At 42.9% G+C, this 21,997-nt stretch carries 13 protein-coding genes; 12 read left to right on the top strand and 1 reads right to left on the bottom strand.

The genetic code is table 11. The features are described from left to right. Positions 1–283: 283 nt before the first annotated feature. The 9 genes from B5G33_RS12415 (at position 284) to B5G33_RS12370 (ending at position 15,559) form a co-directional block, all read left to right on the top strand. Entirely contained in the window at positions 284–1,072 is a 789-nt protein-coding gene (locus B5G33_RS12415; RefSeq protein WP_242974692.1) for a PP2C family protein-serine/threonine phosphatase, read from the top strand. Between the two features lie 80 nt (positions 1,073–1,152). Then, positions 1,153–2,973 (top strand): serine/threonine protein kinase, encoded by a 1,821-nt coding sequence (locus B5G33_RS12410; RefSeq protein WP_087272448.1) that lies wholly within the window; start codon positions 1,153–1,155, stop codon positions 2,971–2,973. Between the two features lie 410 nt (positions 2,974–3,383). Then, the gene (locus B5G33_RS12400; RefSeq protein WP_087417858.1) at positions 3,384–9,077 is read left to right on the top strand and encodes an Ig-like domain-containing protein; all 5,694 of its coding nucleotides are present in this window, start codon (positions 3,384–3,386) and stop codon (positions 9,075–9,077) included. Between the two features lie 168 nt (positions 9,078–9,245). Continuing rightward, entirely contained in the window at positions 9,246–9,947 is a 702-nt protein-coding gene (locus B5G33_RS12395; RefSeq protein ID WP_087272456.1) for a metallophosphoesterase, read from the top strand. Between the two features lie 50 nt (positions 9,948–9,997). Continuing rightward, the gene (locus tag B5G33_RS12390) at positions 9,998–10,642 is read left to right on the top strand and encodes a DUF4317 family protein (RefSeq protein ID WP_330396693.1); all 645 of its coding nucleotides are present in this window, start codon (positions 9,998–10,000) and stop codon (positions 10,640–10,642) included. A gap of 19 nt (positions 10,643–10,661) precedes the next feature. Further along, on the top strand, positions 10,662–11,345 hold the full coding sequence (locus B5G33_RS12385) for a TIGR00266 family protein (protein WP_087272459.1): 684 nt from the start codon (positions 10,662–10,664) through the stop codon (positions 11,343–11,345). 41 nt (positions 11,346–11,386) lie between these two features. Continuing rightward, on the top strand, positions 11,387–13,918 hold the full coding sequence (locus tag B5G33_RS12380; protein ID WP_087417857.1) for an FAD-dependent oxidoreductase: 2,532 nt from the start codon (positions 11,387–11,389) through the stop codon (positions 13,916–13,918). A 174-nt stretch (positions 13,919–14,092) separates the two neighbouring features. Next, on the top strand, positions 14,093–14,566 hold the full coding sequence (locus B5G33_RS12375) for an RNA polymerase sigma factor (RefSeq protein WP_087272464.1): 474 nt from the start codon (positions 14,093–14,095) through the stop codon (positions 14,564–14,566). A 6-nt stretch (positions 14,567–14,572) separates the two neighbouring features. Beyond that, positions 14,573–15,559 carry a zf-HC2 domain-containing protein gene (locus B5G33_RS12370; protein WP_143276522.1) on the top strand — a complete coding sequence of 329 codons (987 nt, stop codon included), beginning with the start codon at positions 14,573–14,575 and terminating at the stop codon, positions 15,557–15,559. 60 nt (positions 15,560–15,619) lie between these two features. On the opposite strand, the gene B5G33_RS12365 is transcribed toward B5G33_RS12370, so the two are convergent. Further along, on the bottom strand, positions 15,620–16,354 hold the full coding sequence (locus B5G33_RS12365) for a UTRA domain-containing protein (protein ID WP_087417855.1): 735 nt from the start codon (positions 16,352–16,354) through the stop codon (positions 15,620–15,622). 149 nt (positions 16,355–16,503) lie between these two features. Between B5G33_RS12365 and treP the strand changes: the two genes are divergently transcribed. From treP to B5G33_RS12350, 3 genes are all read left to right on the top strand, one after another. Next, positions 16,504–18,465, top strand: coding sequence for a PTS system trehalose-specific EIIBC component (gene treP / locus B5G33_RS12360; RefSeq protein WP_087417854.1), 1,962 nt, complete (start codon positions 16,504–16,506; stop codon positions 18,463–18,465). Between the two features lie 12 nt (positions 18,466–18,477). Then, a complete protein-coding gene (gene treC / locus B5G33_RS12355) occupies positions 18,478–20,127 on the top strand; it encodes an alpha,alpha-phosphotrehalase (RefSeq protein ID WP_087417853.1) in 1,650 nt (549 codons plus the stop codon). Positions 20,128–20,344: 217 nt separating this feature from the next. Further along, the gene (locus tag B5G33_RS12350; protein ID WP_087417852.1) at positions 20,345–21,991 is read left to right on the top strand and encodes a Na/Pi cotransporter family protein; all 1,647 of its coding nucleotides are present in this window, start codon (positions 20,345–20,347) and stop codon (positions 21,989–21,991) included. The last annotated feature ends 6 nt before the right edge of the window (positions 21,992–21,997 follow it).

Genomic DNA, 21,997 nt, shown 5'->3' with positions numbered 1-21,997 from the left:
ACTGGCATTTTAGAACAAGTGATGCTAGAACAAAACTCAGTTCGCTGTATCCCACATTTACTACTGCCTCTTAATGAGGTGGCAGTATTGCTAAAAATCAGCAGGTCAGTACACTAGATAGAAAAATTTCAGCCCCAAAGGACTGGTTTCTTTTGGCATTTCATTCAGTTAGATTTTTAGCAATTCTCTATTTTTTCTAAAAGAATCCCTTTTTTTAAAATATCAGAACATGGAATAGACTTTGCAGATAGATGAAAGTTTTATGCTTCGTACAAATTAATAAATGAGAGTGTGGATAAGGATGAATTTTTTAACTATAGTACACACAGATGTGGGAATAAGAAGAAAAACGAATCAGGATTCTATATTGCTGGAGACAGCAGACACAGATTACGGACAGGTGCTGTTAGGGGTTATCTGTGATGGTATGGGAGGTCTGGCAAAAGGCGAGGTTGCCAGCGCTATTTTAATTAAAGCTTTTTCCAATTGGTTTCACAGGGAGTTTCCCCGGCTTTTGTACAGAGGAGTTGGAGCGAAGGACGTGAAAAAGAGCTGGATGGACTTGCTCTTAGAGCAGAATCAGAAAATCAGTGATTATGGGGCAGGGGACAATTTTACTCTTGGGACTACAGCGGCGGCGCTGCTGCTGGCAGGAAATATTTATTATGTGGTCAATGTGGGAGATTCCAGGGTTTATTATCTGGGAGAAGAAGGGATAGAACAGATAACTGTTGACCAGACTTTTGTACAAAGAGAAATAGATGGGGGAAGAATGACTGCTGATGAGGCGAAGATGCATCCTAAGAGAAATATGCTGCTCCAGTGCGTAGGGGCCGGCAGCGCCCTTAAACCGGACTTTTATACAGCCGAATATGAGCCAGATTCTGTGTTCATGATGTGCTCAGATGGATTCTGCCATGTGATACAGCCTGGGGAGTTTTATAGCAGATTAAAGCCGGGATGTTTGACCAGGGAAGAAAAAATGAAAGAGGCAGCTATATATTTCACGGAGCTTAATAAATCCAGAGGAGAAGAGGATAATATGTCAGTTGTTTTGATCCGGGCATATTAGTGTACTGACACGCCCATAATTCAACTAATGACTTGTCTGAATTTGAAAATGATCGTGTCAGTACGCTAGGGGGAGGCTATATGCTGGAAATTGGTTCTTTAGTAGATGGAAAATATAAAATTTTGAATAAAATCGGCCAGGGAGGTATGAGCATTGTTTATCTGGCTATGAATGAAAGAGCAAATAAACAGTGGGCCATTAAGGAAGTGCGCAAGGATGGCGTACAGAATTTTCAAGCGGTAAAGCAGGGCGTCATCGCTGAGACTGAAATGCTGAAAAAATTGAACCACCCGAATCTGCCCAGTATTGTTGATGTGATTGACGGGGATGGAACCTTACTCATTGTTATGGATTACATAGAGGGACGGCATCTGGAAAGTGTAGTGACAGAATACGGGGCCCAAAGTCAGGAAGATGTACTTCAGTGGGCAAAGCAGTTATGCGATGTGCTGGCCTATCTCCACTCCAGAAAACCGCCGATCATCTACAGAGATATGAAACCTTCCAATATCATGCTGAAACCAGATGGCAAAGTGGTGCTGATTGACTTTGGTATAGCTAGAGAATTTAAAGAAAACAGCGGGGCAGATACAACCTGCCTGGGAACCCAGGGATATGCGGCACCGGAGCAGTATGGAGGACGCGGCCAGACAGATGCCAGGACAGATATTTATTGCCTGGGAGCAACTCTATATCATCTTCTTACCGGACACAATCCCAATGAGCCGCCTTATGCATTGTATCCAATCCGATATTGGAATCCGCGTCTTTCTTCAGGTTTGGAAAAAATCATTCTGAAATGCACCCAGAAAAACCCTTATGACCGCTATCAGAATTGTGGTGAACTTATGCATGCGCTGGAACATTATAAAGAACTGGATACCGCTTATAGAAGGAAGCAGACGCTGAAATGGAGAATATTTCTGTGTACGGTTGTTCTGACTGCCCTATTCGGAATGGCAGCTACAGGCTTTAGAGTAGCAGAAAATACCGTAATGGCAAGAACATATGGTGCTTATCTAGAAGAAGCAGATAATCTGGCCTCCACAGATCCAGGGCGGTGTGTCCAGTATTATAAAAATGCTATTGCCTTGGACCCTTCTGAGGGAACGGCATATGAGGGCTTGCTGGAATTTTTTTTGTGGAAAAATAATGAGAGCCGTCAGGATAAACAGACGACTGCAGGAAGTGCTGGGGAAGGCCAGGAGTCTCAGAGGACAGGCAGCCCACAGGTTATTTGTGTTTTTTCTGATGCAGAAGAGCAGGAGATGAGAAGGGCACTGGGAACCCAGGAAAACAGGAATAAGAGTAATGAAGAACATTTAAAGGCAAATAGAGCTGATTATGAAAAATTTGCTTATGATCTGGGTGTCGCTTATTACTTTTCCTATAACGGAATAGGTAACAAGGGAGCTGCAAAAAAATGGCTGGAGATTGCTTCAGAGGCAAGACCTTCGGAAAAACTCAATAAGACAACGATTGACCGAGCAAAAAATCTTTATAAAATCTCGAAATACTATGACAGCTTAGGAATGCGGAATCAGGCAGGAGATTCTATGATATCTTTTTCAGATTATTGGAAAGATTTGGTGAAAATCGTAGACGATGATTCTGCCGACGGAAATAATGTGAACATGCTTCTGTCTTATAAGGAAATAACTTCCCAGATTGCACGAAATGCAGCTAATTTTAAAAGAGCAGGGATTACACGCTGGCAAATGGAAGATAAGCTGAGTAATGCAGCAGACGCTGTGGATAGGATAAAAATCATTACCGGTTCGGCAAATGCTGAGTATGAGCAGGAACTGAAGGAAAACTTAGAAGAAACTCTGGATACTGCCAGAACTATTATAAATTCTACGTTCAATACAGATAATCTGACAGCAGATACTAGGAGGTGAGCTGGGTGCAGGGGATACAGGAGCAGATTGATTTACTCCATATTTTGTTCTATATGTGTCTGGGCATATGCATATTTCTTTTGATATTGGGCGTGATTTTTTTCTTCAAGTTTAACATATGGAATATATTTAATGACCGGACTGGACGTTCTGTGAGAAAAACTGTACAAAGTCTAGAAGAGAAAAATGCGTGCATCGATTCTCTAAAGAGACCGACTCCCTCTGCTGTGGACTCCGAGGGCTTTGGAAAAATGGAAACCCAGGCCTTAAGCCCAGAGGATTTTACCTCTGTTTTGGAACAGGCACAAAAGGAGGCAGATCAGAGTTATGGTCTTTTTCATATTGAAACATGTACAATGCTTATACATACAACTGAGGTGAACTGACAGGTGAAAAAGGAGTTAAAAAGAATGAAAGGAAAGTGGAAAATAAAAAAATATATAATTGTTTTTATACTGATTTTCACTATAGTTCTGAAAATGCCCCTGGAGTCTGTAGGGACAGAGGTGCTGGCTGCGGAAAGAGAGACGATACAGGAAGAAATTGTTGCTGATCCTGTTTATACAATTTCGGGAAGTATTACAGCAAATAGTGTAAAAGTAGAGGGAGCCTTTATTTCAGTAGAGGGACATGACGGCACCGCAGAAACAAACGAGCAGGGAGAGTATAGTATTTCCGGCTTATGCCCAGGAGAGTACACATTAATCGTATCAAAAGAAGGATTTGAGCAGAGAAAAATATCCATAACGGTTATGGAGGGAGAGAAGGAGGAGATACAACCAATAGAGCCTATTGAGCTGGGGTTAAAGAAGTTTGTAATTTCTGCCAATACACAGGAGATTTTTGTAAATGAATCTCTGCAGTTTTTTTATATTTCAGAACTTCCTGAAAGTGAGATAAAAGCCATTGAATGGAAAACAGCTGATTCGGAAATTTTAGATATTGATGAGAAGGGAAAAGCCATTGGGAAAAAGACAGGAAACACAAGTGTTGCAGCGACATTCTATACGAAATATGGATTGTGGATATCAGAACAGGTTTCTGTTACTGTTAACCTGCGGCCTGTAAAATTAAGTCTGGCCGTTGAGCCCCCTGATCCTGGAGCTGACCAGAGAGTCAGGGAAATTGTGTTGAGGGCAGCGATAACGGATAATGAAGGAAGACCTTTAGACGAGGGAGAGGTTCTTTTTACAGTAATAAGAGCGGCAGACGGCAATCTGGGTGAACCAGAAAGTATACAAACTTATACTGCGGAAGTAAAGGCTGGAGAGGCGGCATACACGCTAAGAAAAAATAAAATAGACTTCTATGGGACATATACATTTACTGCAAGATATACAGGTGTAGAGAATAAATATTCAGAAAGTGATGAGACTGCCCAGAGTTATAATTACACTACAGATCCCATAAAGTTTTTTGATGAGAAAGGAGAAGAAATATCCAGTACTGAGGAAAATCCTCTTCAGGTTACTTACGGAAATACTGAAAGTGTGTATTTGAAAAATGAGGACAATATCGAATATAGTGCCCAGCTAAGAAACGATTCGGATGGAGCAGTGAAAATTGCAAAGCAGGAAGCATCAGATAAAGAGGGATACACGGAATTTGTGATTAATACACAGAAGACTTGTAAGTCTGCCATTACAGTAACCTTTATTAAAACAGATATAAGTACAAATGAAACATTGTATACAAATTTTTACGTTCAAGTAAATCCGAGAGAAATCGAAATTGATGAAGGCAATGCGCTCATGAAATACAGTAAGATTTACGATAAAGATTTGACAGTTACACATAATGGGGATACAAAAGACGAAGTAACCTTTATAAAGATGCCAATTTTGCAGTCAGAAGAAGGAGGTATTGTGTACCAGGATGATATTCATGTGGATTTAGAGACAGTCCCTCAAAACTTCCATGGAAGAATTTCAGCTGACTTGGAAAATGTAACTGGAACAGAGGGAATAAGGGGAGAGATAAAATTTAACGAGGCCCAATTAACTTTAAGGGGGACCAAGGCAGAGAATTATGTGCTGACTAATAAAGAAATCACAGTTTCCGCGATAATAGTTATTCATCAAAGACCTGTAGACATAAGAATCCGTGATGCTGAACGAGAATTTGGTCATGGAATTGATAATAGTATAGACAATGAACCCTCCTATCAGTTTTATGATGAATCTCACAATCCTTCAGATACCTGGATGGAGATAGAAAAAGCAGATAAAACAATTGCCGAGGGATTGCTGGAGGCTGATAAATTTGATATACCTGCCTGTACCACTATAATGAAGGAACAGCTTCCAGAGGGAAATCTGACAAAGCCTGGAAAATTTGAATCAGCTTTAACAATAGATATTGACCAGTTAATTTCAAGATATGAGTTTTTACAGAATTATGAGATTACAGTTCGCCCCGGAAATCTGGAGATTATGCCGGAAAAGATTTCTGATGGGGAAGACTATCTTAATCTGGATCCTTCGGACTATCCGGAAAATACAACTATGTATATTTCTGAAGGGGATAAGGGAAAATCAGTATGGGTAAAGGCAGATAATGGCAGACTAAACCTGTATGCGAATCCTGGAAAGCTGTATAACGATGTAATACTGCTGAAAGTACAGGGAAAAGCTATAAATGGAACAGCCGGCGTAAGCCTTACAGCGGAGGGTTATACATTTAATAAGGAACAGGCAACAGGTGGACAGGATATTGAACTTACGTTAAAAATGAGGAGAAATCCAGTCGAAGGAGAGGACAGCGGGAATATAGCAGATTCTGAAGAATTTTCTTATGACATCAGGCTGGATGGAAATATTCCAGAAGTTGCCATTGATAATATCAGAGGAGAAGCAACGGTTATTGATAAGCTTTGGTCGGCGATTACTTTCGGAAATTTTGGTAAAGAAACCTATTATGCCAGGATATCGGTAACCGATGCACTGTCGGGCTTAAAGTTATGGCAATATGCAGTTTTGCCTTTAGATAGGGACATTGAAAATGGGAAAGATCTTGAAGCATACATAGAGACTTTGATAGATAAAAGTAAAAAAGAAGGGGATTTTTCCTGGAGCGATCCAATAAGGGAGGAAGTATACGAGATTCCGGTTGTCAGAGAAAATCCTGGACAGGAGGATTTTGTTGCAAATAATTATGTAATCCTTGTAAAACCCTTTGACCATGTAGAGAATGGTGCGGTGTATACTTCCATGGGAATTATTCTGGATATTAATGAGCCATTTGTTGAGATTAATCTGGCAGAGGGGCAGGAACAAAAAGACATATATAATGGCAGTGTGGATTTAACAGTAACGGTCAGAGACATAAAGCGGCTAGAAGGCGGTGCAGTTTCAGGCATCCAAAAAGTTACTTATAAGGCGGCCATAGGGGAAGATAATTTAGAGAAAACAGAGGATATCCTTTTATTTGAACGGGATAAAGATAAAACATATTCTCTTGAAGAATTAGAAAAAGAATTGCAAAGATTATTTCTGACAGTAGATAAAGAAAGATTTAATTCTAACGATGTCTGGGTTAAAGCCACAGCCTGGGATAATTCCGGAAATGGATACTCGACGGTGAAAAGGCTGAAAATTGACACTGTAAAGCCAGAGGTGCAGGTGAAATATGAGACAGAAGCCTCTGAAGACTATGCCCCGTATTATAACAATGAACGAACAGCAGTTATTACCGTAAAGGAAAGAAATGTAAACCTGGATAATGCCGATGAGCTGTATTTCGACTTGAAAAGAGAGCAGGATTCAAAACCAGTCCGCTACCATATATCTGCTCTAGAGGCCTTAGATGGTATTACAGCAGAGGTTGTAAAAGACACACAGAAGGACAGAGAACCATGGGAATTTACAGATGAGAGAATACTTGAAATCAGAGTATGTTTTGAAAATGACGATAAATATGATTTTGATGTAAATTGTACTGACGGAGCCGGATGGAAGAGTGAAGAAAACAACCAGAGCTATTTTGTGATTGATAAAGCAGCTCCAGTCATGAGTGTTTCTTATAAAAATCTGAGGCAGCCTCAAAATGGGATTTTTAATGAAGATGTTATTCTTCAGATTGATGTGGAAGATTCTTATACAGATCATACATACTCTGGTCTGAAGCGCATATGGTATACCATTTCTGCATTGGAAAATGTAAATGTCAGTGATAAAATTGAACTTTTGAACAACAGCGGCAGTAAGGAACGGGGCAGACGGACATTCAGTCAGATAATTACAGTGCCGGCAGATGTATATAACAGCAACGATGTAAAGGTACAGGCTTTTGCCGTGGACTCTGCCGGGAATCGGGGCGAGAGTGAGATCACAGAGCTGAAAATCGATGTGACCAATCCGGCTGTCTCTGTCTCCTGGGATTTAGATGAGCCGATGAATGGAAGATATTATAAGGATACCAGAACCGCAACTGTTACTGTTACAGACAGAAATTTTGATCCAGACAATGTAAGATTCAACATCATAAATACGGATGGGACAGAGGCCAGTATCAGTGAATGGAGCGGCAGCCCGGATATTGGATTATCTGACAGCTCTGTAAGTACCTGCCAGGTAGTCTTTTCTGCAGATGGTGACTATACTTTCACCCTGAGCTGTGAGGATCTTGCAGGAAATCGTACAGAATATAGTGAGACGGAGGCATTTACCATCGATAAAACAGTACCGGAAATTTCTGTTTCCTATGACAACAACAGTGCAAAAAATGGGAATTTTTATAATAAAGAGCGTACCGCCACTATAACAATACGGGAACATAACTTTAACGAAGCCGACGTAAGAGCAGCTATTACGGCCAGCTTGAAAGGAAAAGAAATTTTTACACCGTCTATCAGCGAATTTTCTGGGAAGGACGATGTGCATAAGGCTACGGTAACTTACGGAACAGACGGTGATTATACCTTTGATGTGGACTATACAGATATGGCAGGAAATCCAGCGGCAGAATATATTCCTGACCAGTTCACTTTGGACCTTACTGAACCAGTGATTGAGATTCTGGAAGTTGAAGACAGATCTGCCAATAACGGTGTAGTATCTCCAGAAGTGAGGGTTACGGACATAAACTATGAGGACAAGAACGTAACTGTTACTATAACAGGGGCAAATACCGGCAAAGCGGATATTGAAAACGCAGTATCCGAAATTGAAAATGGACAGATCATTAAGTTTAAGGATTTTCCAAGACAGGAAAAAACAGATGACCTGTATACTCTTACAGCTAAGGCAGTGGACAGAGCAGGAAACGAGAAAACAGAAACCATTCTCTTCTCCGTAAACAGGTACGGCTCCGTATATGTAATGGATCATGAGACCAGAGACTGGCTCAGCATTGAGAAATATGCATATATCAGCCAAGAGAAGGAAGTAGGCGTGATTGAGTATAATGTAGATACTGTTAAGGAAAGCCAGATTCTGGTGAACCGGGACGGGGAGCTGAAAAATCTGAAAGCAGGAGAAGATTACGAAGTGACAGACTTCGGAACAAAAGCACAGTGGAAAGCAAGGCATTATGTCCTGAAAGCAGAGAACTTTGAAACAGAAGGAAACTATTCGGTAATCTTCAGTACAAAGGATGAGGCGGGCAATGCCATGAACAATACCAGCGTAAAGAGGAAGGGACAGAATCTTCCAATTGAATTTGCAGTAGATAAAACAGCCCCCACAATAGTTATTACCGGTGTAGAGGACGGCGGCTCATACAGAAGTGCAGAAAGGACCATGACTGTAGACGCGAAGGATAATCTGGCACTGAATGAGGTAAGGATATCTATAAATGGCGAGAGACAGACCTACAAAGCAGAGGAACTGGCGGAGAGTGATGGAGTCATTCATGCAGTGATTTCCAGTGCCAGACACTTTCAGGAAATCGAAATCACTGCTTCTGATGCAGCAGGTAATCTGCTGGGACAAGGGGGAATAAAGGATAGAGGGAGGCCAGTGATCCTAAGAGTACTGGTAACACCAAATGCCAAGAGCCGGCATTATATGAATAAGTATCTCTGCTGGGGAGCAGTTATGGGAGTGCTTTCAATCACAGGAGTCAGCATCTTTCTGGCAGTAAGGAAAAATAGAAAAGACAATTAAAACAATAGACCGGCGCTCCCGCTCTGAAAATTACCGATGCAGCAGAAGAAGAATTTCACAATTAGATATAATTTAATGCAAAAGAGCCTTGACTGTGATATGATAGGAATAAATCACAGCAAGGCGTTTGCTTACCTGCAATTATTTTAATAGGAGGGCGGCCAGAACATGATCTACGTCATAAGCGACATCCACGGAGATTACCTGCATTTTGCCCAGATGACGAAGAAGATCAGGTTTTCTTCCGCTGATATGCTTTACATTCTGGGAGACGCAGTGGATAAAGGAAAAGAAAATCTTCGTGTCCTCAGATATATTTACAATACAGAAAATATATATTTTATAAAAGGCAATCACGAATATCTTTGCGAAAGGTATTTGGCAGGCATTATTGGAAGGGATGTCTGGGATGCCTGCGGCGGGAGGAATACCAGGGAAGAAGTGGAACGTCTGAGCACAGAGGAACGTATAAAACTACGGGCTTATCTCAGCGGACTTCCTGTATACGCAAAGGTAAATGCAGGGGGAAAAGAGTATTTTCTCACCCATTCGGGATTTCATGCAGATTATGAGATATATAAGCCGGAAACAGATTTTATAGATATAGAGAGTTCTGTTCTGGCTGCAATGGCGGCAGACCAGGAGAGATATTTGTTTTCAGACGATATCCATTACATACCTGGGACGAAACGATTCGATAAAAGAATTATCGTCGGGCATTATCCCACGCTGTTCCTGCCGGATTTTAAATGCGCCCGCATATACCACGGACGGCAATATACAGATATAGACACCGGCAATGAACGGCGGAAGGAAGGAGGCAGTTTGTCCTGCCTGAGACTTGAAGATGGCCAGGAGTTCTATATATAATTCCTGGAACATTTTAATGAAAAGGTACAGGGAGACAGAATTTTAAACCTATGGAGAGCAAAAATATTAACAGAGAAGATATGCTGGAACTGACCAGGAGAATGACCCCGGCCAGAACATCCTTTACCAGGATTGCAGGCTGTTATGTAGATAAAGAGGGAGATTTTGACGGCAGTTTTAATGTGAATTTTTTGAAACTGTCACAAAAGGACAAGACGAAAAATCTGGAAATTGCAAAGACGATTCCTTTTTCAAAAACAAACATACAGCTGAAAAGATATAAAATTGATGCGACTTCCCGGGAAGTCCAGGGGGTGGTCCAGCTATTGAATGCAATAAAAGACTGCGGATTAAAAAATGATGCTTTGATGGATACGCTTTACGATATTATTATGGAGAATTATGAATCCAGGGAGCCTTATGGGGTCATGATATTTCATGACCGGTATGATGTGCCTGTGAAAACATCTGATAAAGAGAGACAGTGGGAATCAGAGGAGGTTTATGAGTATCTTATCTGTGCTCTGTGTCCTCTTGAAGATGAGTATGAGCCGGAGAAGCCTTTATGGGGATTTCTGTTTCCGGCTTTCACGGACAGAAGCTGCGACTGGAATCATATAAATATTTTTCATGCCTACGGCAAAGAGGGATATCAGAGCCTGGACAGGCTGTTAGGCGTGGAAGAAAAAGATTAAACGAAAAGGAGAAGGTTTTATGAGGTATGAAATTAAAGGCGGTGTATTTCCAATTGTAGTATGCTATTTGGAAAACGGGGAACAGATGATCACAGAAAAAGGTTCTATGGTATGGCAGTCTCCTAATGTAAAAATGGAGACAACAGGAGGAGGCCTGGGAAAAATGTTTTCAAAGGCTTTTTCAGGAGAGAGTATGTTTCAGAATATCTATACTGCTCAGGGAGGCCCCGGAATGGTTACTTTTGGATCCAGCTTTCCGGGAAAGATCCTTCCTGTAGAAATCAGACCGGGCAAAGAGATCATTCTTCAGAAACGAGCATTTCTTGCAGGAGAAAGCAGCGTCAGAATGGACATACACTTTAATAAGAAAATAGGCGCTGGATTCTTCGGCGGAGAGGGATTTATCATGCAGAGAATTTCCGGAAATGGAATGGTCTTTGTAGAGATTGATGGAGAAATCATGGAATATGACCTTGCTCCGGGAGAACAGATGATCGTAGATACCGGAAATGTGGCAGGATTTGAAACAAGTGTTTCTATAGATATCCGCCAGGTAGCAGGCATTAAGAACAAGCTTTTGGGCGGAGAGGGATTTTTCAATACAGTTCTTACAGGTCCGGGAAAAATCTGGCTCCAGACTATGCCGATTTCAGGGGTGGCAGCTACACTGAGCCAGTTTATGCCGCCAAGCGGGAACAGTTGATATGGACTCATATTGGATAAAAGACAGAAAAGGAGATTAAAATGGAGACACTGAAACTGAGAGATAATTTTTACTGGACAGGGATTGTGGATGATAAATTGCGGGTATTTGATATTATTATGTACACGGAGTTTGGAACCACTTATAATTCCTATGTAATGAAGGCCGGAGATAAAACCATCTTGTTTGAGACTGCTAAGGCAAAGTTTTTTGAGGAGTATCTGGAGGAGCTGAAGCAGATTACCGATGTGGAGAAAATCGATTATCTGGTAGTGAATCATACAGAGCCGGACCATGCGGGAAGCGTGGAGAAACTTCTTGAGATAAATCCAGGATTAAAGATCATCGCTACAGGCTGTGCTGTTAATTTCCTGAAAGAAATTGTCAACGGAGAGTTTACAGCCCTTCCGGTGAAGGACGGTCAGGAGATGAAGATTGGAGATAAAACTCTGAAATTTATGGTGGTGCCAAATCTTCACTGGCCGGATACTATGTATACTTATATTGAGGAAGAACAGATTCTGGTAACCTGCGATTCTTTTGGCTCCCATTACGGGTTTAAGGATATCCTTCTGAGCAAGGTCACAGACCAGGAAGGCTATATGAGAGCTACAAAATATTATTTCGACAATATTATCGGTCCTTTCAAGCCGTATATGCAAAAGGCCCTGGAAAGAGTGCGGGAACTGGATATTTCCATGATCTGTACCGGACATGGCCCGGTCCTGGATACCAGAATTGACTTTATACTGGATACTTACCAGGAATGGTGTACTGTGGTAAATCCTAATAAGAAAAAGACGGTGATCATTCCTTATGTAAGTGCCTACGGCTATACGAAAGAACTGGCTGGAGCTATTGCCCAGGGTATTGAAGAAAGCGGAGATATAGATGTGCGCTGCTATGATATGGTAGAGGCGGATCAGGGAAAGGTTCTGGAAGAATTGGGATTTGCAGATGGATTCCTGCTGGGATCTCCCACTATTGTAGGAGAAGCTTTAAAACCTATCTGGGATCTGACAACTTCTATTTTTGCAGGAACCCACGGAGGAAAACTGGCCAGCGCATTCGGAAGTTATGGATGGAGCGGAGAGGCAGTTCCTCATCTCATAGAGAGGTTGAAACAGTTAAAGATGAGAGTTCCCGATGAAGGATTCCGGGTGAAATTTAAACCAAGTCAGGATAATCTTATTGACGCCCATGACTATGGATATAATTTCGGCTGCCTGCTTCAGAATAAGGAGAATACAAAAAAATCTGCCGGACCGAAAAAGCTGGTTAAATGTCTGGTCTGCGGAGAAATCTTTGATGCTTCTCTGGAAGTATGCCCGGTATGCGGCGTAGGAAAGGAAAATTTCGTACCGGTAGATGGAGAAGAAACTTCTTTCCGGAAAGACACCAGGAATTTTTATGTAGTCCTGGGAGGAGGCGCAGCAGGATTTTATGCGGCTTCTGCTATCCGGGAGAGGGACAAAACAGGATCTATTGTCATGATTTCTAATGAGCCTTACCGCCCCTATAACCGTCCAATGCTGACGAAATCTATTATGGCAGAACTGGATGGAGAGCAGATTGCCATTGAAGAAGAAAAATGGTATGAGGAAAATAATATACATCTGCTCCTGGGAAAACAGGTGGAGGCCATCGACACAAAGAATAAAGAGGTGCTTCTGGAAGAAGGGATGAGGCTTTCTTATACAAAACTGATCTATGCCCTTGGATCAGAATGCTTTATTCCTCCGATTAATGGGAAAGATAAGAAGGGAGTTGTGGCTATACGCCGTCTGGAAGATACGAAGAAAATTGCGTCTATGCTTCCTCAGATAAAAAATGTTGTAGTAATCGGAGGCGGTGTCCTGGGACTGGAGGCAGCCTGGGAAATGAAGAAGGCCAAATGCCATGTGACTGTACTGGAAGCAGCGCCTCTTCTTATGGGCAGACAGCTGGATAATGGAGCTGCCGATATGCTGAAGCTGATCAGTGAGGGAAAAGATATCCAGATTCATACAGGGGCCCAGATTACAGATATTCTTGGAGAAGAGCAGGTAACCGGAGTGAAACTGGCAGGCGGAGAAATATTCCCCGCAGATCTGGTAATCGTATCTGCCGGTGTCAGGGCCAATATAGCTGTTGCAGCTCAGGCTGGGATTGAAACGGACAGGGCTGTTGTAGTCAGCGAGAGAATGGAGACGAATATTCCGGATATTTATGCCTGTGGTGACTGCGCACAGTATCAGGGGATTAATTATGCCATCTGGCCTCAGGCTATGGAGCAGGGAAAAGTGGCCGGCGCCAATGCAGCCGGGGACCAGATCGTATACGAAGGTGTATCTGCAGCTCTGAATTTCCATGGCATGGGTACAGCTCTGTTTGCAGCAGGAGATAATGGAAAGAACCCGAATCTGGTATACAAGACAGTGGAACTTAAAGATATGGGTAAGAAACAGTACCGGAAATACTACTTCCTGAATAATCGGCTGTGCGGCGTTATCCTCATCGGAGATGTAAGCACTATGGCAAAAATGACCCAGTTATTGGAAAGACACGCCACCTATCAGGAAGTGATGGAATAGCAGAAAGGGATATATCTGCCGGATTTGTGTTTTATAACGCAGGGAAACGGAAGTTATGAAGAAGGCCTGGGACTGGTCTGAACTGTCCCAGGCCTGAAATTTGCATTTTTTTATTAAATTATGTAACGAATCTTCTCTTTTTTGGATATATGGGTAAAGGAGGTGAGAAACAAGATGATGGATATGGACTCCATATACAGAGAGCAGGCAAATGCAGTGTTCAAGTATCTTATGACACTTTGCTATGAAGAAGATACGGCCCAGGAACTGACCCAGGAAACTTTTTACCAGGCTGTGAAAAGTGCAGATAAATATAATGGCTCCTGTAAGGTGTCTACCTGGCTCTGCCAGATTGCCAAACATTTATGGTATCAGGAGCTGGACCGAAGAAAAAGAAAAGGGACCAGTCAGCTGGATGAGAATCTTGTTTCCCCCAAAGCAGCCCTGGAAGAAGAATTATGTATCAAAGAAGAGAAGATGGAATTATTCCGGAAGGTTCATGTTTTGGAGGAAACCGCCAAGGAAGTCGTACTTCTTCGGCTGACAGGAGAATTCTCCTTTCGGGAGATCGGAGATATCTTTGGGAAAAATGAAAACTGGGCCAGGGTAACGTTTTACCGGGCAAAACAGAAATTAGTGAAAGGATGAGGAAGTATGAAGATGAAATGTGAAGTTATCCGGGATTTGTTTCCAAGTTACATAGATGGACTGACCAGTGAGGAGAGTAATGAACTGATAGAGGAACATCTGGAGGAATGCCGGGAGTGCGGAGAATATCTGGCTTCCATGAAAGAGGAGATCGTAGAGGAAAACCAGCCGGTGAAGAATAAAAAGGCCGTACAGCCTTTCCGGAAACTGAGGCAGAAGACCAGAAGAAAAATCCTTCTGGCAGCAGGGGGAGCCGTTCTGATCTGCGGCCTGATCTTTGGGGGAGGCCTTCTGTATTACAGTAGAACCTGGACGGCAAATTCTGAAGATGTGAAGATGACTATAGAGACCTGGGACGGGATCGCTTCCATCCGCTTTTCTCCGGAGAAGAAAAACAGCAGGCTTTACGCAGAAACTGGAGAAGACAATACCATTACCATAGTAGAAGGTAAGCTGGCTCCCTTTACAAAAGCCTATAATGCCAACGCTTACTGGAGCTGTACGTTTATTGACGAAGACACAGTTATGGGATTAGACGGCCAGAATATGGATTTCAGTGAAGACCAGGTACTGACCATTAAATACAAAGACCGGACAGAGACCATTTCTTTGGCGGATCTGGCCCGGGAGGCTCTGGAGAATCCTCCTGCACAGTCTGATGAGGTGAAGATGACCTGGGCAAAAGAGGACAATGGAACAGTGACACTTGGCTTCTTCCCGGAAATCTTAGGGGTTTCCCTGAAGGTGGAAGATGCAGGAGAAGACCAGATCCTGATCCGCCAGTATTATGACAGCCAGGGAGGGACAGAAGAGAACGGAGCATTCTATACAGTGGACTTTATAGATGAGAATACCATCCGGCTGTCAGACGGTACAGAACGGAAACTTTCTCAGGATGATGTTCTTACCATAGAATATGAAGATAAGACAGAGGAGATTTCTTTCAGTGATCTGTGGGAAGGAAGCCTGTCGGGGGATGCACAGGAGGGTTAAAAAAGAAACTGCCGGGAAATCCATGTTCATCAACTAAAAACATGGATTTCCCGGCAGTTTTCAGCTCACAGACCTGCGCACCGCATTATCCTGGAAACGAAAGTAATCCGGCCTGTGCCGTGACTGTGTGAACTCAAACATGACCCCGTCGCTGTTGTAAGTGTGGCTGGTGATGACCGCCAGACAGTTATACTCGTTTACATCCAATTCCAAATACTTTTCATCTATCTGAGTGATTTTTTCTACTGTCATCACCCGCTTGCTGTTGACAATGGTCATGTGGAGGGTGTTTTCCAGATATTCGTAAATAGAATTTTCTGCAATTTCCGGAGTCAGGCCGCAAGCAGCGCTTTTCAGAAAATAGTTGTGATTGATGATCAGAGGTTTTTCGTCTAAAAAATGGAGCCGCTGAATATAATATAATTCAGAACCCACCGGGAAGCCGGTCCGCCTGGAGATTTTTTCGTCGGCGGTAAGCTCCATGAACTGAAGGACTACGGAGCGGCCTTTTTTATGATTGCGGATAGAAGATTCCTTAAAGGACTCAATACCGCCGATGGTGTAGGAGGTCTGCACTACAGGGCGATAGATATTCCGGACCCCCTTTCCCTGCATGGTCTGGACATAGCCATCTGTTACCAGACGGCCTACCGCTCTGCGGATGGTGTTTCTGGAACAATTATAAGCAAGCACTAACTGGTTTTCAGAAGGAAGCAGTTCCTGGTAGGCATATTCTTCGGATTCTATTTTTTGTTTTAAATCTTTATAAATAAATTCATATTTACTTTTCGGCATTTTCATCACATCCTGTCTTGTTTAAACATCTTATGTTTTCATTATATAAAAAAAATTGAAAAAGTCAAGAAAACAATGTTGACATGTTTAAACAAGTATGCTATTTTATACTTGTTCAAACAAGTTCGTGAAAAGAAGGAGGTACGAGCATGGCAAAATATACAGATGACGTCAAGGCATTGCTGGAGCTGATCGGCGGAAAAGAGAATATTGCGGCAGTGTCTCACTGTATGACAAGAATGAGATTCGTTCTTGCAGACGAAAAGAAAGCAAACGCAAAGGAAATTGAAAAGCTGAAAAGTGTAAAGGGAACCTTTACCCAGGCAGGGCAGTATCAGGTGATCATCGGAAATGATGTGTCAACCTTTTATAATGAATTTACTGCCTATGCAGGAATTGAAGGGGTAAGTAAGGAAGCTGCCAAACAGGCAGCTAAGAGCAACCAGAATCCAATCCAGAAGCTTATGAGCAACCTGGGAGAGATTTTTGCTCCCATTATCCCGGCCTTGATCTGCGGCGGTCTTGTACTGGGCTTCCGTAATGTGATCGACGCCATTTATTTCTTTGACAATGGCACAAAGACCCTTGTAGATATTTCCCAGTTCTGGGCAGGTGTGGACAGCTTTCTTTGGCTGATCGGTGAAGCAGTGTTCCATCTGCTGCCCGTAGGCATTGTCTGGTCCATTACCAAAAAGATGGGAACTACACAGATCCTTGGTATTGTATTAGGTCTGACCCTGGTATCGTCCCAGCTTCTTAACGGCTTCAGTGTGGCTTCCACTCCGGCAGATCAGATACCATACTGGGATTTCGGATTTGCCAAGGTAAATATGATCGGTTATCAGGGACAGGTTATCGCAGCCATGATGGCTGGTTTTGTACTGGTATATCTGGAAAAGTTTTTCCGGAAGATATGTCCGGCGGTGGTCAGTATGATCGTAGTTCCGGTCTGCTCTCTGGTGCCGGCAGTATTTATCGCACATATGGTAGTAGGTCCCATCGGCTGGACCATTGGAAACGCCATTGCAGACGTGGTTTACGCAGGTCTGACTTCTAACATCCGATTTGTATTTGCAGGAATCTTTGGATTATTATATGCACCTATCGTTATGACAGGTCTTCATCATATGACAAACGCTATTGACTCTCAGCTGATCGCAGGTCCCAGCAAAAGCACCATCCTGTGGCCCATGATCGCACTGAGCAACATCGCACAGGGATCCAGCGTGCTGGCTATGACAGTTCTTCAGAAGAAAAATGAGAGAGCTCAGCAGGTCAACGTTCCTGCATGTATTTCCTGCTACCTGGGCGTAACAGAACCGGCGCTTTTCGGTGTAAACTTAAAATACGGATTCCCGCTGGTCTGCGGTATGATCGGTTCTGCCTGCGCAGCAGTGATTTCTGTAGGCTTTGGAGTAGAAGCGCTGAGCATCGGCGTCGGCGGCCTTCCGGGTATCTTGTCTATTAAACCAGAGTATTACCTGATCTTCCTCCTGGCTATGGCTGTGGCTATCGTGATTCCTTTTGTACTGACATTTATTGTGGGAAAGGCAAAATTATCTGCTGCAGACAGACTGGGAGAGGACTACGGAGAGGAGTCTCAGGTTGTTGAAGAAGTAGAGGGACCGGCAGTACAGACAGTAGCGGCAGAACCTCTCACAGAATTAAAGGCCGGACTTACCGGTAAGGTAATTCCTCTGGACGATGTTCCGGATGATGTGTTTTCACAGCATATTATGGGAGACGGCGTTGCCATTGAGCCGGAAAATGATACCGTAGTAGCCCCTGCAGATGCAAAGGTAGGGGTAGTTATGGCAGACTCCGGACATGCCTGTGGTCTGATCTTTGCAAATGAGATGGAACTGTTGATCCATGTAGGAGTAGATACTGTTGATATGAACGGAGACGGATTTGAGCTTCTTGTAAAAGAAGGAGATCAGGTAAAACAGGGACAGCCCCTGATCCGTTTTGATAAGGAAAAGATCAAAGCGGCAGGACATCCTTATGTGACTGTATTTATTGTTACCGAGGAAGGACAGGCTAAGAATATCCAATACCTTACAGGTATGGGAGCAGAGGCAGGAAAGACACAGGTTATCAAGTTTGAGTAAGGAGGATTTTCCATGGCAGATTTTAAGAAAAGCGTTGTTTATCAGATATATCCCAAGTCTTTTTATGACAGCAACGGAGACGGACTGGGAGATTTAAGAGGTGTAATAGAAAAACTGGATTATATAAAAGAACTGGGTGTGGACTACATCTGGATGACGCCGTTTTTTGTATCTCCGCAGAAAGACAATGGATATGACGTAGAGGATTATTATAACATTGATCCCAGATACGGCACCATGGAGGACGTAGAAGAACTGTCACGGGAAGCGGAAAAACGGGGTATCCGCCTGATGTTTGACATGGTGTTCAACCATACCTCTGACAGGAACCAGTGGTTTCAGAAAGCTCTGGCGGGAGATCCTAAGTACAAAGATTTCTATATCTTTAAAAAAGGACCAAAGCCGGGAGTTCCTCCAACCAACTGGGAGAGCAAGTTTGGCGGAAATGCCTGGGAATATGTAGAGAAGTTTGACGAGTATTACCTTCATCTTTTTGATGTATCTCAGCCTGACCTGAACTGGGACAACCCGGAAGTAAGAAAAGAAGTCCAGAATGTGATTAAATTCTGGATGGGAAAAGGAATCAAGGGCTTCCGTTTCGATGTGGTAAACCTGATCAGTAAGGATAAGTTTGAAAATGACTATGAGGGGGACGGCAGAAGATTTTATACCGATGGTCCCAATATCCATAAATATCTCCGGGAACTGAACGAAGCCACTTTCGGAACAGACGCAGAGATCATCACCGTGGGAGAGATGTCCAGCACTACCATGGAAAACTGTTATCAGTATGCAAATGAGGACGGTAAAGAATTGTCCATGGTTTTCAGCTTCCACCATCTGAAGGTTGACTTTATGGGAAATGAGAAGTGGGTCATTGTTCCCTTCGATTTCCAGAAGCTGAAAAAAATCCTCTTTGACTGGCAGGTGAACATGGGAAAACATCATGCCTGGAATGCAGTATTCTGGTGCAACCATGACCAGCCAAGGGTAGTTTCCAGATTTGGAAATGTGGAAAAGTACTGGAAGGAATCTGCAAAAATGTTGGGAACTGTGATCCACTGTCTCAGAGGAACTCCTTATATTTACCAGGGTGAGGAGCTGGGAATGACCAACGCCGGATTCACAGATATTTCCCAGTATAAGGATGTGGAGAGCCTGAATCATTTCCGGATTCTTCAGGAGAAGGGATTGACGGAGGAAAACGCTTATCAGATCCTTCAGATCCATTCCAGAGACAACAGCCGGACCCCGATGCAGTGGAACAGCGGGGAAAACGGAGGATTTACCACAGGCGAACCCTGGATTGAGGTAAATAAGAACTGCTCATACATTAATGCGGAGGCGGAGCTTCAGGATGAAGATTCCATCTTCCACTACTATCAGAAGCTGATCGCACTGCGGAAAGAATATGATGTGATCGCTTATGGGGAGCTGAAGCCTCTGGATGAGAAAAATCCTTCTGTTTTTGCCTATGAAAGGGAGTACCAGGGAGAAAAGATGCTGGTAATCTGCAACTTCTATGGAAAAGAAGTGACCTGGGATTCTGAGACAGAGCTGGGAGAATACCAATGTGTATTGAGCAATTATGAAGTGCATAACATAGAAGGCAGCAGGATAGGGCTGAAGCCTTATGAGGCAGTTGTGCTGTATAAAAAATAAGGAAAAAGAGAGAATATAAACGAAATGGCACTGTTCATGTGGTATTCTGCACAGGACAGTGCTATTTCGATATTTTTTACCTTTTATGTTAAATTCATGTAAAATAATGTAAAAACAAAGAAATAATTCTTGAATTAATTTCCCATACCAGTTATAAATGTAATAGTGCCATTAAATAAAAGTAAAAAATATGTGAAAACACTAATGGAGGAGAAAAGTGAAAATTACAGATTTTTTCAGTCTTTTAGGAGGACTGGCCTTATTCCTTTACGGTATGCAGATGATGAGCAATGGCCTGGAGGCTGCTGCAGGAAACAAAATGAAACAGATTTTGGAAAAACTCACTGCAAACCGGTTTTTAGGAGTTCTGGTAGGAGCCGGGATTACTGCGGTAATCCAGTCCTCATCGGCTACTACGGTAATGGTAGTAGGTTTTGTAAACTCAGGTATGATGACTCTGAAACAGGCAGTATGGATTATTATGGGGGCCAATATCGGTACCACCATTACCGGACAGCTGATTGCTCTTGATGTAGGAGCTATTGCACCTCTTCTGGCTTTTCTGGGTGTGGCCCTGGTAGTATTTGTTAAGAAACAGAAGGTTCACCACTATGGACTGATCCTTGCGGGACTGGGTATCCTGTTTGTAGGTATGGATATGATGAGCGCAGCTATGATGCCTCTGAGAGAATCCGAGACCTTCGTTGCATTGCTGACCAAGTTTTCTAATCCGATTCTGGGAATTCTGGCAGGTGCCATTTTCACCGCTATTATCCAGTCTTCTTCAGCTTCTGTAGGTATTCTGCAAGCCCTGGCTTCCAGTGGGTTGATCGGTCTGGGAAATGCAGTATATGTGCTGTTCGGACAGAATATCGGTACTTGTATCACAGCTATTCTGGCCGCTATTGGGACCAGCAGGAATGCGAAACGTACCACCATCATCCATCTGATGTTTAACCTTATTGGTACCACGATTTTTACAATTGTCTGTATCCTGACCCCTCTGACAGACGTAGTAGAAGCATTTACGCCGGACAATGTAGCTGCACAGATCGCAAACATGCATACATTATTTAATGTTGTGACAACTCTGCTGCTCCTTCCTTTCGGTACTTACCTGGCCAAGCTGGCTACAAAGATCCTGCCGGAAAAGAAGGACGAAAATGTGGATGTTATGCATATGGAATTTATCCGTCCTATGGAAACTAAGAGAGATACACAGATTGGACTTTCTGCCATTGCCGTTACAAGTATCCGCAAAGAAATCCACCGGATGATGACCATGGCAAAAGAAAATGTGGACATGAGCTTTGAGGCAGTGAAGGAAGGAAAGACCATCCATCTGAAGGAAGTGAAGGAACGGGAAGAATATATTGATTTCCTGAATAAAGAAATTTCAAAGTATATTTCCAAGACTCTGGTAAATGAAAGTAATCCCAGAGACTCCAAATACATCAGCGCATTGTTTAAAGTATGCGGAAATGTGGAGCGTATCGGCGACCATGCCATGAATATCTGCGGTTATACCAAGACCATTGAACGCCAGAATATTTCTTTCTCCTCTGAGGTTAAGAGAGAGATTGACGAGATGAAGAAAATCTGTGACCAGGCATTGGATTATCTGGCAGAGATCGGGCAGGAACCTGGACAGAAGGAAGATATCCAGGTGATCGAAGATATTGAACAAAAGATTGACGATATGACAGAAGACTATCGTCAGAAACAGCTGGAGCGTATGCAGAAAGGCACCTGCTCCGAAGAAGGCTGCATCATCTATTCAGAAATGCTTACAGACTTCGAGCGTATCGGCGACCATATCCTGAATATTGGACAGGAAATGGGAAGAGGTAAGGTAAGTGCATAGTAAATA

Origin of the sequence: Blautia sp. An81, assembly GCF_002161285.1 — a bacterium.
GTDB lineage: Bacteria > Bacillota > Clostridia > Lachnospirales > Lachnospiraceae > Blautia > Blautia ornithocaccae.
This window is presented reverse-complemented; position numbering and strand designations above follow the sequence as displayed.